The sequence below is a fragment of the Rhodococcus sp. SGAir0479 genome (genome assembly GCF_005484805.1).
Lineage (GTDB): Bacteria > Actinomycetota > Actinomycetes > Mycobacteriales > Mycobacteriaceae > Prescottella.
This window is the reverse complement of record NZ_CP039432.1, coordinates 1,807,446-1,821,518: the sequence shown is the minus strand read 5'-3', so window position 1 is coordinate 1,821,518 and position 14,073 is coordinate 1,807,446. Positions and strand designations below refer to the sequence as shown.

The following is a 14,073-nucleotide window of genomic DNA, read 5'->3' as shown; positions in this document are numbered from 1 at the left end:
ACATGACCGTTCGACATCGGAACGAAGCCCGCGGAGCGACCCTCCGACACTTCTTGAGGGACGACGACCTGACCCCGGCCGAGCAGGCCGAGGTGCTCGAGCTCGCCCGTGAACTCAAGGCGAATCCGTTCTCGCGGCGGCCGCTCGAGGGCCCGCGCGGCGTCGGCGTCATCTTCGACAAGAACTCGACCCGCACGCGGTTCTCGTTCGAGATGGGCATCGCCCAGCTCGGTGGCCACGCGGTGGTCGTCGACGGCAGCAAGACCCAGCTCGGCCGCGACGAGACCCTGCAGGACACGGGTCGGGTGCTGTCCCGCTTCGTGGACGCCGTCGTCTGGCGCACGTTCGGGCAGGAACGACTCGAGGAGATGGCCGAGGGTGCGACGGTCCCGATCGTCAACGCGCTGTCCGACCAGTTCCACCCGTGCCAGGTGCTGGCCGACCTGCAGACGATCGCCGAGCGCAAGGGCGAGCTGAAGGGCCTGCGGCTGACGTACCTCGGGGACGGCGCCAACAATATGGCGCACTCGCTGCTCCTGGGCGGCGTCACCGCGGGCGTGCACGTCACTGTCGCGGCGCCGCTGGGGTTCTCACCGGACCCGGCGGTGGTCGACGCGGCACGGGCCCGCGCCGAGCAGACCGGCGCGATGGTCACGCTCACCGACGATCCGCAGGCTGCCGTCGTCGGCGCCGACGTCCTGGTCACCGACACCTGGACGTCGATGGGTCAGGAGTCCGACGGTCTCGACCGCGTCGGCCCGTTCCGGCCGTTCGGGATCGACGCCGACCTGCTCGCCAAGGCGGCACCCGAGGCCGTCGTGCTGCACTGCCTGCCGGCCCACCGCGGCGAGGAGATCACCGACGAGGTGCTCGACGGCCCGCAGTCGGCCGCGTGGGACGAGGCCGAGAACCGCCTGCACGCCCAGAAGGCCCTGCTGGTCTGGCTGCTCGAGCGAGCCGGGACCCGGCCGTGACCTCCGCCCCGGGCCCGGAGACTGCGCCGTCTGCCGCCGCCGTCGCGCACACGCGTGCCGGCCGGCAGGCCAGGATCACCGCGCTCGTCGCCGAGCGTCACATCCGCAGTCAGGCCGAACTCGCGGCGTTGCTCGCCGCCGAGGGCATCGAGGTCTCGAACGCGACACTGTCGCGTGACCTCGAGGAACTCGGCGCGGTCAAGCTGCGGGCCGCGGACGGCGGGGCCGGGGTGTACGTGGTGCCGGAGGACGGCTCGCCGGTGCGGGGCGTCTCGGGCGGCACCGATCGGCTGTCCCGGCTCCTCGGCGAGCTGCTGGTGTCCACCGACGCCAGCGGCAACCTCGCCGTGCTCCGCACCCCGCCGGGCGCCGCGCACTACCTGGCCAGTGCGCTCGATCGGGCATCGCTGCCCGACGTCGTGGGCACCATCGCCGGCGACGACACCGTCGTCGTCGTGGCCCGCGAACCGCTCACCGGAGCGGAGCTTGCCGCGGCGATAGAGCGCCTGGCCTGACCACTAGACTCTTCCCCGAACACTTCTATTTTCCTAAGGAGCACACACACCATGGCTGATCGCGTCGTACTCGCCTACTCGGGCGGGCTGGACACCTCCGTGGCCATCAGCTGGATCGGCAAGGAGACCGGCAAGGAGGTCGTCGCCGTCGCCATCGATCTCGGCCAGGGTGGCGAGGACATGGAGGTCGTGCGTCAGCGTGCCCTCGACTGCGGCGCGGTCGAGTCCGTCGTGGTGGATGCGCGGGACGAGTTCGCCGAGGAGTACTGCCTGCCGACCATCCAGGCGAACGCGCTCTACATGGACCGCTACCCGCTGGTGTCGGCGATCAGCCGTCCGCTCATCGTCAAGCACATCGTGAAGGCGGCCCGCGAGCACGGCGGCACCGTCGTCTCGCACGGCTGCACCGGCAAGGGCAACGACCAGGTCCGGTTCGAGGTGGGCTTCGGTGCCCTCGCTCCCGACCTCGAGGTCATCGCCCCGGTCCGTGACTACGCGTGGACCCGCGAGAAGGCCATCTCCTTCGCCGAGGAGAACAACATCCCGATCAACGTCACCAAGCGGTCGCCGTTCTCGATCGACCAGAACGTGTGGGGCCGCGCGGTGGAGACGGGCTTCCTCGAGGACCTGTGGAACGCCCCCACCAAGGACGTCTACGACTACACCCAGGACCCGACGCTGAACTGGAACAGCCCCGACGAGCTGATCATCAGCTTCGAGGCCGGTAAGCCGGTCGCGATCGACGGCAAGCCCGTCACGGTGCTCGAGGCGATCCAGGAGCTCAACAAGCGGGCGGGCGCGCAGGGCGTCGGCCGCCTCGACGTGGTCGAGGACCGTCTCGTCGGCATCAAGAGCCGCGAGATCTACGAGGCCCCGGGCGCGATGGTGCTCATCAACGCGCACCAGGAGCTCGAGCACGTCACGCTCGAGCGCGAGCTCGGTCGCTACAAGCGTCAGATGGAGCAGCGCTGGAGCGAGCTGGTGTACGACGGCCTGTGGTTCTCGCCGCTCAAGGACGCGCTGGACGCGTTCGTCGCGAAGACCCAGGAGAAGGTGACCGGCGACATCCGCCTGTTCCTGCACGGCGGCGCCATCACCGTCAACGGCCGTCGCAGCTCCGAGTCGCTGTACGACTTCAACCTGGCGACCTACGACGAGGGTGACACCTTCGACCAGTCGTACGCCAAGGGCTTCGTCAACATCCACGGCCTGTCCTCCAAGGTCGCGGCGAAGCGCGACCTGGGTCTCTAGGTCATGACCGACGCCCACGGAACAAACGAGGGTGCCCTCTGGGGCGGCCGGTTCGAGTCCGGACCGGCCGCCGCCATGGCGGCGCTGAGCAAGTCGACGCACTTCGACTGGGTCCTGGCCCCGTACGACGTGCGGGCGTCCCAGGCACACGCCAAGGTTCTGCACAAGGCCGGGCTGTTGAGCGACGCCGACCTGGCGACGATGCTCGACGGTCTGACCCGGCTCGGCGACGACGTCGCCTCCGGTGCATTCGGGCCGGCGGACTCCGACGAGGACGTCCACGGCGCCCTCGAGCGCGGACTGATCGAGCGCGTCGGCCCCGAGGTCGGCGGTCGGCTGCGGGCGGGTCGTTCCCGCAACGACCAGGTGGCCACCCTGTTCCGGATGTGGCTGCGCGACGCCGCCCGTCGCGTCGCGGACGGGGTGCTCGACGTGGTCGACGCGCTCGCGACGCAGGCGGCGGCACACCCCGACGCGGTGATGCCGGGTAAGACGCACCTGCAGGCGGCGCAGCCGGTGCTGCTGGCGCACCACCTGCTCGCGCACACGCACCCGCTGCTGCGCGACGTGCAGCGTCTGCGGGACTGCGACAGGCGGGCGGCGGTGTCCCCGTACGGCTCCGGAGCCCTCGCGGGATCGTCGTTGGGCCTCGATCCCGATGCGATCGCCGCGGAGTTGAACTTCGACGCTGCCGCCGAGAATTCGATCGATGCGACGTCCTCGCGCGACTTCGCGGCCGAGGCCGCGTTCGTGTTCGCGATGATCGCCGTCGATCTCTCGCGGATGGCCGAAGAGGTCATCATCTGGAGCACGCCGGAATTCGGGTACGTCACGCTGGCCGACGCGTGGTCGACCGGTTCGTCGATCATGCCGCAGAAGAAGAACCCGGACGTCTCCGAACTCACGCGCGGCAAAGCCGGACGGCTGATCGGCAACGTGACCGGTCTGCTGGCCACGCTCAAGGCGCAGCCGCTCGCGTACAACCGCGATCTGCAGGAGGACAAGGAGCCGGTCTTCGACTCGGTGGCGCAGCTCGAACTGCTGCTGCCCGCGATCACCGGTCTGGTCGCCACCCTCGAATTCCACACCGAGCGCATGGCGGAGCTCGCCCCGGCGGGCTTCACCCTCGCCACCGACATCGCGGAATGGATGGTTCGGCAAGGAGTTCCGTTCCGCGTTGCGCACGAGGCCGCGGGCGCGTGCGTCCGGGTCGCGGAGGCGCGTGGTGTCGGGCTCGACGAGCTCACCGACGAGGAGTTGGCGGGCGTCGATCCGGCGTTGACGCCCGCGGTGCGCGAGGTGCTCACTGTCCACGGCTCGATCGCGTCGCGCAACGCCCGCGGTGGTACCGCGGGTGTCCGGGTCGCCGAGCAACTCGGTGGGGTGCGCACGTCGGCGTCCGCGTTGCGGGAGTGGACGCGCCACCGGCCGGCGTGAAGATCGACTCGGTGTAACTCCGCTTCCATACAGGCAGTAATGTGGAAGGCTCATCGAACGAGATGTGATGAAGGTCACGATGAGCTGTAGGGGGAGTGCGCTGGTGAATCTGGGTTCCGACTATGTGGTGGGGTCACTCCGTCGGGCGGTCGCCACGGCGCAGAACGGCCTCGAGGTGGTGCGGCTCGGCGGTCTGGAAACGGGGGCGACCCCGTCGCCGTTCCAGGTCGTCGAGCGCGCGCCGATGTACCGCCTGCGCCGCTATTTCCCGGACTCGGAACCGGCGCAGGCGGGTCCGCCGATCGTGCTGGTTCCGCCGATGATGATGTCGGCGGACGTCTACGACGTGACGCGGGACCAGGGCGCGGTCGGCATCCTCCACGAGATGGGTATCGACCCGTGGGTGGTGGACTTCGGGTCGCCGGATTCCGAGGAGGGCGGCTGGAGTCGCACGCTCGCCGACCACATCGTGGCGATCAGCGAGATCGTCGACCTGGTGCACGAGCACACCGGCCGCGACGTTCATCTGTCCGGGTACTCGCAGGGCGGGATGTTCTGCTACCAGGCGGCGGCCTACCGGAGGTGCCGAAACGTCGCGAGCCTCACCACGTTCGGAGCTCCGGTCGACACCCTGGCCGCGCTCCCGTTCAACATTCCCGCGGGCCTGGCGACCAGGGGGGCGGACCTGCTCGCGGACCACGTCTTCACCCGGCTCTCCATCGCCGGGTGGATGGCGCGGGCGGGGTTCCAGTTGCTGGATCCGGTGAAGACCGCCAAGTCGCGGTTCGACTTCCTCCGCCAGCTGCACGATCGGGAGGCGCTCCTTCCGCGTGAACAGCAGCGCCGCTTCCTGGCTCAGGACGGCTGGGTGGCCTGGTCCGGGCCGGCCGTTGCCGAACTGCTCAAGCAGTTCGTCGTGCACAACCGCATGATGACCGGCGGCTTCGTCATCAAGGACACCCCGGTCAGTCTCGCGGAGATCTCGTGCCCGGTGCTCGCGTTCGTCGGCGAGGTCGACGACATCGGGCAGCCCCTCGCGGTGCGCGGCATCAAGCGCGCGGCGCCGCGCGCCGAGGTGTTCGAGTCGACCTTGCGGGCAGGTCATTTCGGTCTGGTGGTCGGGTCGGCGGCGGCCTCCCGCACGTGGCCCACCACCGGCGAGTGGGTGCTGTGGCGGGAGGGCACGGGCCGGCGCCCGGAGATGGTGGACGCGATGGTCCACGACGAGCCGTCCGGCCACGACAGCGGTGTCAGCATCACCAACCGCATCACCCACACCGTCGCGTCCATCGCAGAGGTGGGAGCGGGGGTCGGCCGCGGCATCGCGGACCTCGCCACCGACACCGTGCGGGGCACCCGCGAGATTTCCATCGAGGCGGCCCGCGCGCTGCCGCGGCTGGCCCGCCTGGGCCAATTGCAGCCGCACTCCCGAATCTCGCTGGGCCTGCTCCTCGCCGAACAGGGCCGGCAGGCGCCGGGCGGTGAGTGCTTCCTGTTCGACGACCGGGTCCACACCAACGCCGCCGTCAACACCCGGATCGACAACGTCGTGCGCGGGCTCATCCACGCCGGGGTCCGGCCCGCCACCCACGTCGGCGTGCTGATGGAGACACGGCCCAGCGCGCTGGTCGCGATCGCCGCGCTGTCGCGTCTCGGCGCGGTCGCCGTGCTGCTGCCGCCCGGCGGATACCTCGAGGAGGCGGTCCGGCTGGGCCGGGTGGACCGGATCGTGGTCGACCCCGACAACCTCGAGGACGCCGTCGCCACCGGGAAGAAGGTCCTGGTGCTGGGCGGCGGCGAGTTCCGCGGTCTCGCGGTGGAACTCGGGCCGGACGTGGTCGACCTCGAACAGGTGGACCCGGATGCGGTGACGCTGCCCGGTTGGTACCGGCCCGATCCCGGGCGGGCGCGCGAGTTGGCGTTCGTCATCTTCAGCGGATCGTGCGGCAGCCTCGAGGCCAAGTTCATCACCAACTACCGGTGGGCGTTGTCGGCCTTCGGTACCGCGTCGGCGGCTTCCCTCAGTCGCGGCGACACGGTGTATTGCCTGACGCCACTGCATCATTCGTCGGGTCTCATGGCGACGATTGGTGGGGCCGTCGCCGGTGGGGCACGTATCGCGCTCTCGCGGGGCCTCGACCCCGAGCGTTTCGCCGAGGAGGTGCATCGCTACGGCGTGACGGTGGTGAGCTACACGTGGACGATGATGCGCGAGATCCTCGACGCCGAATCGCTGCCGCTCGACCAGGGGCATCCGGTGCGGCTGTTCATCGGGTCGGGCATGCCCCCCGGGCTGTGGCGGCGGGTCACCGAGCGGTTCGCTCCCGCGCGGGTGCTCGAGTTCTACGCCTCGACCGAGGGTGACGTCGTACTGGTCAACGTCGCGGGCGCGAAGGTGGGCTCCAAGGGCCGGCCGCTGCCCGGCAGCGCCGAGGTGCGACTGGGTGCGTACGACCCCGTCGAGGGCCGCCTGCTCGAAGACGAGCGGGGATTCGTCCGCGAGTGCGCGGACGGCGAGGTGGGGCTGTTGCTGGGCCGGCCCGGTGCCCGCGCCGAGGCGTCACCGGGGGTGATGCGCGGCGTCTTCGCGGCGGGTGACTCGTGGGTGCCCACCGAGAATCTGTTCTGCCGTGACGCGGACGGCGACTACTGGCTGATCGACCACAAGCGCACGGTCGTCGCCGCCGAGCGCGGCCCGGTGTTCACGCATCCGATCGTCGACGTGCTGGGGGAGATGCCGCAGGTCGACCTCGCGGTGGCCTACGGGGTGCCCGCGGGCGAGCACCAGGTGGCGGTCGCCGCCGTCACGGTGCGCGGCGGGCGGATTCCGACGGCCGCGGAGATCACCGCCGCGCTCGGACAGCTGCCCATCGAGCACTGCCCGGACATCGTGCACGTGGTCGATCGCATTCCGCTCGGCCCGTCGTACCGGCCCAGTTCGTCGGCGCTGCAGGCGTCCGGGCTCCCCGAACCGAGTGCCAGATCGTGGTACCTGGACACCGAGACCGGCGGGTACAAGCGATTCACGAAGGCCGTCGCGGCACGGTACGGCGAGGGTCCGTCCAAGCCGGGCGGGGTGCCCGCGTAGCCGGCGCGTCCACGACTTGTAGCCTGGACCGGCCGAGTTCCCCGACGGCCCGAGAGGACTGAAGTGGCTATTGATTCCACCCTGCTCAGCATTCTGGCATGCCCGCAGGACAAGGGGCCGTTGCTGTTGGTCGGCGACGAGTTGCTCTACAACCCGCGGCTGCGCCGCGCGTACCCGATCGAGAACGGCATCCCGGTGCTGCTGATCGACGAGGCGCGCGCGGTGTCCGACGCCGAACACGAGGACTTCGTCGCGCGGGGAATCGCGTCGTCCGAGAGCTGACGGTCCGCTCACCCGAGCGGCCCGGTGAGGTAGCGCTGCAACGTCGGTGCGATCAGTCGGGTGGCCTCTTCGGTGGAGAGCGTCCGAAGCGCGTCGACGCCGAGGAGATGACGGGTCACGAACAACCCGGCCATCTGTGACGCGACGAGCGCGATGCGCAGTTCGCCGGTACCGGGCGGCGAATCGACACGGGGAACGAGATCCCGCAGCGCCACCTCGAGCAGGAAGCTGCGGATCAGGCCCTCGCGGCCGCCGGTGAGCGCTGAGCGCACCGCGGCGACGACGGCCGGCTGGTGCGCGGAGTCCCACACGCCGATCACGGTGCCGGCGAGCGCCGCGCCGAGCGTCTCCAACGGCGCGGAGGCCAGGGGTCCCAGGACAGTGGCCGGGTCGAGCGGCAGTGCGACGGCGGCGATCAGCAGCTGGTGTTTGGTTCCGAAGTAGTGGTGCACCAGCGCGGCGTCGACGCGGGCTTCCTGTGCGATCGATCTGATGGTCGCATGATCGAAACCTTTGTCGGCGAACTGATTCCGGGCCGCTTCCAGGATGCGTTCGCGTGTCACCGACGGGCCCGGCCGGCGGCCGGGACGCGTCGACGCGGGTTCGGCCGTCACGGCGTCCGCCGTCGCAGGGTGGCGGCGCCCAGCGCGAGTGCCACGACGACGAAGCAGATGACGACCGCGAGGTCGCGCCGCATCAGTCCGGTCGTGCCGGGGTGCCCCGCCACCTGTTGGAGGGCCTCCACCGCGTAACTGAGCGGAAGCACGTTGCTGATCCACTCGAGCCACTGCGGCAACTGGCCGCGCGGAACGAGCAGGCCGCACAGCAGCAGTTGCGGGATCACGATCACCGGCATGAACTGCACGGCCTGGAACTCGGTGCGCGCGAACGCACTGCACAGCAGGCCGAGCGACACTCCCAGCACTGCGTTGATCACCGCGATCACCAGCACCCAGACGACGCTGCCCTCGGTGGCCAGATCGAGGAAACCGAATGCCACCGCACAGGCGAGCGCAGCCTGGGCCGCCGCCGCGAGCGAGAACGCCGTCCCGTACCCCGCGAGCAGGTCGAGTTTGGAGAGCGGGGTCGTCAACAGGCGTTCGAGCGTTCCGGAGCTACGTTCACGCTGCATCGCGATCGACGTCACCAGGAACATGACGATGAAGGGGATGATGCCGAGCATCGTGATGGCGATCCGGTCGAACAGCGGAACCTGACCGGGTGGGGTGGCCACGTTCTGGTACAGGAAGTACAGCAACACCATGATCAGCGACGGCACGACCAGAATCATGGCGACCGTCCGGTGGTCGACGCGCAACTGCCGCAGGATGCGGGTGGTACTCGACGCGTAGATACGGGGGTTGACGATCATGATTCGACTCCCACCTGTTCGTCGCGGATGAGGGCGAGGAAGGCCTCTTCGAGATTCGTCTTGCCCGTCCGGTGTCTGAGCTCGTCCGGCGCGATGTCCGCGAGCAGTCGGCCGTCGCGCAGGAGGAGCAGGGTCTGGCAGTGATCGGCCTCGTCCATGACGTGGCTCGAGACGACGAGCGTGGTGCCGGCTCGCGCGAGCGCCGCGAAGTGCTCCCACAGTTCCGCCCGCAGAACCGGATCCAACCCGACGGTCGGCTCGTCGAGGACGAGGAGCTCGGGCCGTCCCACCAGCGCGCACGCGAGCGAGACTCGGCTGAGCTGCCCGCCCGACAGTGCCCCGGCCGGACGGTGACCGTGCGTGGACAGCCCGACCGAGTCGATCGCGTCGGCGACGGCGTCGTTCCGTCGCCCGTAGAGGGAGGCGAAGTAGCGCACGTTGTCGCGGACGGTGAGGTCGAGATACACACTCGGGGCCTGCGTCACGTACCCGACGCGGCGCCGTAGTGCAGGTGAGCCCGCGGGCCGGCCCAGGACGGTCACCGTCCCGGACTCGACGAGCTGGGTGCCGACGACGCATCGCATGAGCGTGGTCTTGCCGCAGCCGGACGGGCCCAGGAGACCGGTGATCGTTCCGACCGGGATCGACACGTTCACGTCCCGCAGCGCCGGCGCCCCGCCGCGCTGCACGTTCAGGTCGGAAATCTCCACGGCTCGAGCCGGACGCCCCGCGGAGACGGGGCCGGGGATGGCGGTCATGAGGACCTCTATTCATCGATTGATGAACTCATCACACGTTGAATTCTCGGCCGCCGCCCACCGGTCGTCAACGCTTCCCGGGTCTCGAACTGGCAAAGCTACCCGGCGATTGTGGACAATCGGCCCGTGATCGAATCCGGGCGAACCATCCTGCGCGACGTGGACCATCCGCTGGAGGCGGCACGAGCGGTGCTCGGGGGCGTGCTGACCGTGGGAACGGTTCGCGCGCGAATCGTCGAGGTCGAGGCATACGGCGGAGACCCGTCGGGCCCGTGGCCCGACCCGGCGGCCCACTCGTACCGCGGCCGCACGCCCCGCAATGCCGTGATGTTCGGTGAGCCCGGGCATCTGTACGTCTACCGCAGCTACGGAATGCACTTCTGCGCCAACGTGTCGTACGGGCCCGACGGCGTCGCCGGCGGCGTGCTGCTGCGCGCCGCCGAGATCGTCGCGGGGCACGACCTGGTCGCGTCCCGGCGGCCGGCGGTCAAACGGCCGTTCGACGTGGCCCGCGGCCCGGGGAACCTCGGGTCGGCGCTCGGTCTGTCCCTCGACCACAACGGATTCGACCTGCTCGGCACGGATCCGGGACTGCATCTCGAACTCGGTTGCGCCACCGATTTCCGCAGTGGTCCGCGCGTGGGTATCGCGGTGGCCGCGGAGCTGCCGTGGCGCCTGTGGCTGCCCGCGTCCGGAGCCGTCTCGGCCTACCGGCGCAGCCCGCGCGCACCCGTGCCCGAGTGACGGTGGGATGATCGGGTGCGTGACTGAGAACATCCTTGACGAACTGACCTGGCGGGGGCTCATCGCCCAGTCGACCGATCTGGACGCGCTGCGACGTGCGACCGAGGCTGGACCAGTCACGCTGTATGCCGGTTTCGATCCGACCGGGCCCTCCCTGCACGCCGGCCACCTCGTGCCACTCCTCGCGCTCAAGCGCTTCCAGCGGGCCGGACACCGGCCGATCGTCCTTGCCGGCGGCGCCACCGGGATGATCGGCGATCCGCGTGACGTCGGCGAGCGCACCATGAACTCCGCCGACACGGTCGCGGACTGGGCGGACCGCATTCGCTCGCAGCTCGAGCGCTTCGTCGACTTCGACGAGTCGCCGACCGCAGCGGTCATCGAGAACAACGCCAACTGGACGTCCAAGCTCAGCGCGATCGATTTCCTGCGGGACATCGGCAAGCACTTCTCGGTGAACGTCATGCTCGCGCGCGACACGGTCAAGCGTCGGCTCGAGTCGGACGGCATGTCGTACACCGAGTTCAGCTACATGCTGTTGCAGGCCAACGACTTCGTGCACCTGCGCCGCAGCTACGGCTGCACGCTGCAGGTGGGCGGCTCCGATCAGTGGGGCAACATCATCGCCGGAGTCGACCTCAACCGGAGGCTGGACGGGGAGACCGTGCACGCGATGACCGTGCCGCTCGTGACCTCGGCCGACGGCAAGAAGTTCGGTAAGTCGACCGGTGGCGGAAGCCTGTGGCTGGACCCCGAGATGACCAGCCCGTACGCCTGGTACCAGTACTTCGTGAACACCGGGGATGCGGACGTCATGCGCTACCTGCGGTGGTTCACCTTCCTCTCCCGGGAGGAACTGGCCGAGCTCGAGGCCGCCACGGCCGAGCGTCCGCAGGCGCGGGAGGCACAGCGACGGCTGGCGGCCGAGATGACCACGCTGGTCCACGGGCAGGAGAACACCGCCGCCGTCGAACTCGCGAGCAAGGCGCTGTTCGGTCGCGCCGAGCTCACCGATCTGGACGAGGCCACGCTCGCGGCCGCGCTGAAGGAGGCCTCGATCGCCGAGGTCGCTGCGAGCAGCCCGCGGACGATCGTCGATCTGCTGGTGGCGAGCGGTCTCTGCGAGAGCAAGGGTGCGGCCCGACGGGCGGTCAAGGAGGGCGGCGCGTACGTCAACAACCAGCGCATCGAGTCGGAGGAGTGGACGCCGGAGAACTCGGACCTGCTGCACGGTCACTGGCTGGTGGTCCGTAGGGGCAGGAAGAACTTCGCCGGCATCGAGGTGGTCGCGGGCTGACGTGTCCGGCGTCACCATGATCGATTTCTGCGCGAGCGGGACGAGGTGTGCCTCGTCCCGTTCGGTCTACCTGGGGGTTTTCTGCGAAGATGCGGAAGGTGGGGCCGCTGACCAGCGGATTTGGTGTTCTGCGCTCGGGCCCCGTAACTTATTCCAGGTCAGAGCGACACGGACACCGACCCGGACGCGATCTTCACAGGTCAGCGAGGGAAAACGAGGTTGTACGGGGAGCGCCTGATACTCCTGGAAGTTGCTTCCCTGCCCGGTGTAGGGTGGTGGAGCCGCGTCCGGGTGGCCCGGATGGGAGCCGAGTTTGCACTCGGATCCCGGGTGGGATAAGCTGGAACGGTTGCCCCGGAACGAGGAACTGCAAAGTTTCGAGTGATGGTGTGCGCGTGTTCTTTGAGAACTCAACAGTGTGTCGATGAATGTCAGTGCCAATTATTTATTTGGTACTCCACGCCATCGTGTAGTGCTTTTGCGCAGCGTGGTGTGGGTATTTGCTGATCGTCTCATTCTTCCGTCTGGGATGGTCAGTGCAAAGCTAGTTTGAGTTTTTTTGCTAGTGATTTGACTCGATGTCTATGACTGATTAGTGGCTTCGGCTGCGAAATCTAGAGTCTTCAACGGAGAGTTTGATCCTGGCTCAGGACGAACGCTGGCGGCGTGCTTAACACATGCAAGTCGAGCGGTAAGGCCCCTTCGGGGGTACACGAGCGGCGAACGGGTGAGTAACACGTGGGTGATCTGCCCTGCACTCTGGGATAAGCCTGGGAAACTGGGTCTAATACCGGATATGAGCTCCTGTCGCATGGCGGGGGTTGGAAAGGTTTACTGGTGCAGGATGGGCCCGCGGCCTATCAGCTTGTTGGTGGGGTAATGGCCTACCAAGGCGACGACGGGTAGCCGGCCTGAGAGGGCGACCGGCCACACTGGGACTGAGACACGGCCCAGACTCCTACGGGAGGCAGCAGTGGGGAATATTGCACAATGGGCGAAAGCCTGATGCAGCGACGCCGCGTGAGGGATGACGGCCTTCGGGTTGTAAACCTCTTTCAGCAGGGACGAAGCGAAAGTGACGGTACCTGCAGAAGAAGCACCGGCCAACTACGTGCCAGCAGCCGCGGTAATACGTAGGGTGCGAGCGTTGTCCGGAATTACTGGGCGTAAAGAGCTCGTAGGCGGTTTGTCGCGTCGTCCGTGAAAACTTGGGGCTCAACCCCAAGCTTGCGGGCGATACGGGCAGACTTGAGTACTGCAGGGGAGACTGGAATTCCTGGTGTAGCGGTGAAATGCGCAGATATCAGGAGGAACACCGGTGGCGAAGGCGGGTCTCTGGGCAGTAACTGACGCTGAGGAGCGAAAGCGTGGGTAGCGAACAGGATTAGATACCCTGGTAGTCCACGCCGTAAACGGTGGGCGCTAGGTGTGGGTTTCCTTCCACGGGATCCGTGCCGTAGCTAACGCATTAAGCGCCCCGCCTGGGGAGTACGGCCGCAAGGCTAAAACTCAAAGGAATTGACGGGGGCCCGCACAAGCGGCGGAGCATGTGGATTAATTCGATGCAACGCGAAGAACCTTACCTGGGTTTGACATATACCGGAAACACCTAGAGATAGGTGCCCCCTTGTGGTCGGTATACAGGTGGTGCATGGCTGTCGTCAGCTCGTGTCGTGAGATGTTGGGTTAAGTCCCGCAACGAGCGCAACCCTTGTCCTGTGTTGCCAGCGCGTAATGGCGGGGACTCGCAGGAGACTGCCGGGGTCAACTCGGAGGAAGGTGGGGACGACGTCAAGTCATCATGCCCCTTATGTCCAGGGCTTCACACATGCTACAATGGCCGGTACAGAGGGCTGCGATACCGTGAGGTGGAGCGAATCCCTTAAAGCCGGTCTCAGTTCGGATCGGGGTCTGCAACTCGACCCCGTGAAGTCGGAGTCGCTAGTAATCGCAGATCAGCAACGCTGCGGTGAATACGTTCCCGGGCCTTGTACACACCGCCCGTCACGTCATGAAAGTCGGTAACACCCGAAGCCGGTGGCCTAACCCTTGTGGAGGGAGCCGTCGAAGGTGGGATCGGCGATTGGGACGAAGTCGTAACAAGGTAGCCGTACCGGAAGGTGCGGCTGGATCACCTCCTTTCTAAGGAGCATCTCCAACGCAGGGGTCACACAGGTGGCCTGCTGGTTGGCAGAGGCCGTTTAGTCCCCAATCGTGGGACTGCGGTTGCTCATGGGTGGAACACTGACAAGCATTCTTCTTCACTACTGCCGGCCCGAGTGCTGGTGGGAAGAGAGTTATATCGGCATACTGTTGGGTCCTGAGAGAACACGCAAGTGATCTTCTCGAAGGAAA

At 67.8% G+C, this 14,073-nt stretch carries 10 protein-coding genes, 1 rRNA gene and 1 pseudogene; 9 read left to right on the top strand and 3 right to left on the bottom strand.

Going from position 1 to position 14,073, the window contains the following annotated elements:
• Positions 1-2: 2 nt before the first annotated feature.
• From argF to E7742_RS08465, 6 genes are all read left to right on the top strand, one after another.
• A complete protein-coding gene (gene argF / locus E7742_RS08490; protein WP_137798550.1) occupies positions 3-974 on the top strand; it encodes an ornithine carbamoyltransferase in 972 nt (323 codons plus the stop codon).
• Positions 971-1,489 (top strand): arginine repressor, encoded by a 519-nt coding sequence (locus tag E7742_RS08485; protein ID WP_137798549.1) that lies wholly within the window; start codon positions 971-973, stop codon positions 1,487-1,489. The genes argF and E7742_RS08485 overlap by 4 nt, the downstream gene beginning before the upstream one ends.
• A 51-nt stretch (positions 1,490-1,540) precedes the next feature.
• The gene (locus E7742_RS08480) at positions 1,541-2,740 is read left to right on the top strand and encodes an argininosuccinate synthase (RefSeq protein WP_137798548.1); all 1,200 of its coding nucleotides are present in this window, start codon (positions 1,541-1,543) and stop codon (positions 2,738-2,740) included.
• Positions 2,741-2,743: 3 nt separating this feature from the next.
• Entirely contained in the window at positions 2,744-4,177 is a 1,434-nt protein-coding gene (gene argH / locus E7742_RS08475; RefSeq protein WP_137798547.1) for an argininosuccinate lyase, read from the top strand.
• Between the two features lie 67 nt (positions 4,178-4,244).
• Positions 4,245-7,265 (top strand): acyl-CoA synthetase, encoded by a 3,021-nt coding sequence (locus tag E7742_RS08470; RefSeq protein WP_137798546.1) that lies wholly within the window; start codon positions 4,245-4,247, stop codon positions 7,263-7,265.
• Between the two features lie 63 nt (positions 7,266-7,328).
• Positions 7,329-7,547 carry a Trm112 family protein gene (locus E7742_RS08465; RefSeq protein WP_137798545.1) on the top strand — a complete coding sequence of 73 codons (219 nt, stop codon included), beginning with the start codon at positions 7,329-7,331 and terminating at the stop codon, positions 7,545-7,547.
• A 14-nt stretch (positions 7,548-7,561) separates the two neighbouring features.
• Here the strand turns inward: E7742_RS08465 and E7742_RS08460 are convergent.
• From E7742_RS08460 to E7742_RS08450, 3 genes and pseudogenes are all read right to left on the bottom strand, one after another.
• Positions 7,562-8,161, bottom strand: a pseudogene (locus E7742_RS08460) (TetR/AcrR family transcriptional regulator); the annotation flags it as partial.
• Complete coding sequence (locus tag E7742_RS08455) at positions 8,158-8,919, bottom strand: ABC transporter permease (protein ID WP_137798543.1); 762 nt, start codon at positions 8,917-8,919, stop codon at positions 8,158-8,160. The pseudogene E7742_RS08460 and the gene E7742_RS08455, both read right to left, overlap by 4 nt.
• Positions 8,916-9,677: an ABC transporter ATP-binding protein gene (locus tag E7742_RS08450; protein WP_137798542.1), complete on the bottom strand. Its 762-nt coding sequence runs from the start codon at positions 9,675-9,677 to the stop codon at positions 8,916-8,918. Before E7742_RS08450 ends, E7742_RS08455 begins: the two co-directional genes overlap by 4 nt.
• Before the next feature lie 126 nt (positions 9,678-9,803).
• Between E7742_RS08450 and E7742_RS08445 the strand changes: the two genes are divergently transcribed.
• From E7742_RS08445 to E7742_RS08435, 3 genes are all read left to right on the top strand, one after another.
• Entirely contained in the window at positions 9,804-10,421 is a 618-nt protein-coding gene (locus E7742_RS08445) for a DNA-3-methyladenine glycosylase (protein WP_175420440.1), read from the top strand.
• Positions 10,422-10,440: 19 nt separating this feature from the next.
• Positions 10,441-11,718, top strand: a complete 1,278-nt coding sequence (gene tyrS / locus E7742_RS08440) for a tyrosine--tRNA ligase (protein WP_137798541.1) — start codon at positions 10,441-10,443, stop codon at positions 11,716-11,718.
• Positions 11,719-12,341: 623 nt separating this feature from the next.
• Positions 12,342-13,860: ribosomal RNA gene (locus E7742_RS08435) — 16S ribosomal RNA — on the top strand.
• Positions 13,861-14,073 lie beyond the last annotated feature (213 nt).

Excerpts from the sequence above, each read along its gene's own strand:
- argH (WP_137798547.1), top strand. The coding sequence starts at position 2,744 with ATGACCGACGCCCACGGAACAAACGAGGGTGCCCTCTGGGGCGGCCGG.
- argF (WP_137798550.1), top strand. The coding sequence starts at position 3 with ATGACCGTTCGACATCGGAACGAAGCCCGCGGAGCGACCCTCCGACAC.
- E7742_RS08470 (WP_137798546.1), top strand. The coding sequence starts at position 4,245 with ATGAAGGTCACGATGAGCTGTAGGGGGAGTGCGCTGGTGAATCTGGGT.
- E7742_RS08450 (WP_137798542.1), bottom strand. The coding sequence starts at position 9,677 with ATGACCGCCATCCCCGGCCCCGTCTCCGCGGGGCGTCCGGCTCGAGCC.
- E7742_RS08480 (WP_137798548.1), top strand. The coding sequence starts at position 1,541 with ATGGCTGATCGCGTCGTACTCGCCTACTCGGGCGGGCTGGACACCTCC.
- E7742_RS08455 (WP_137798543.1), bottom strand. The coding sequence starts at position 8,919 with ATGATCGTCAACCCCCGTATCTACGCGTCGAGTACCACCCGCATCCTG.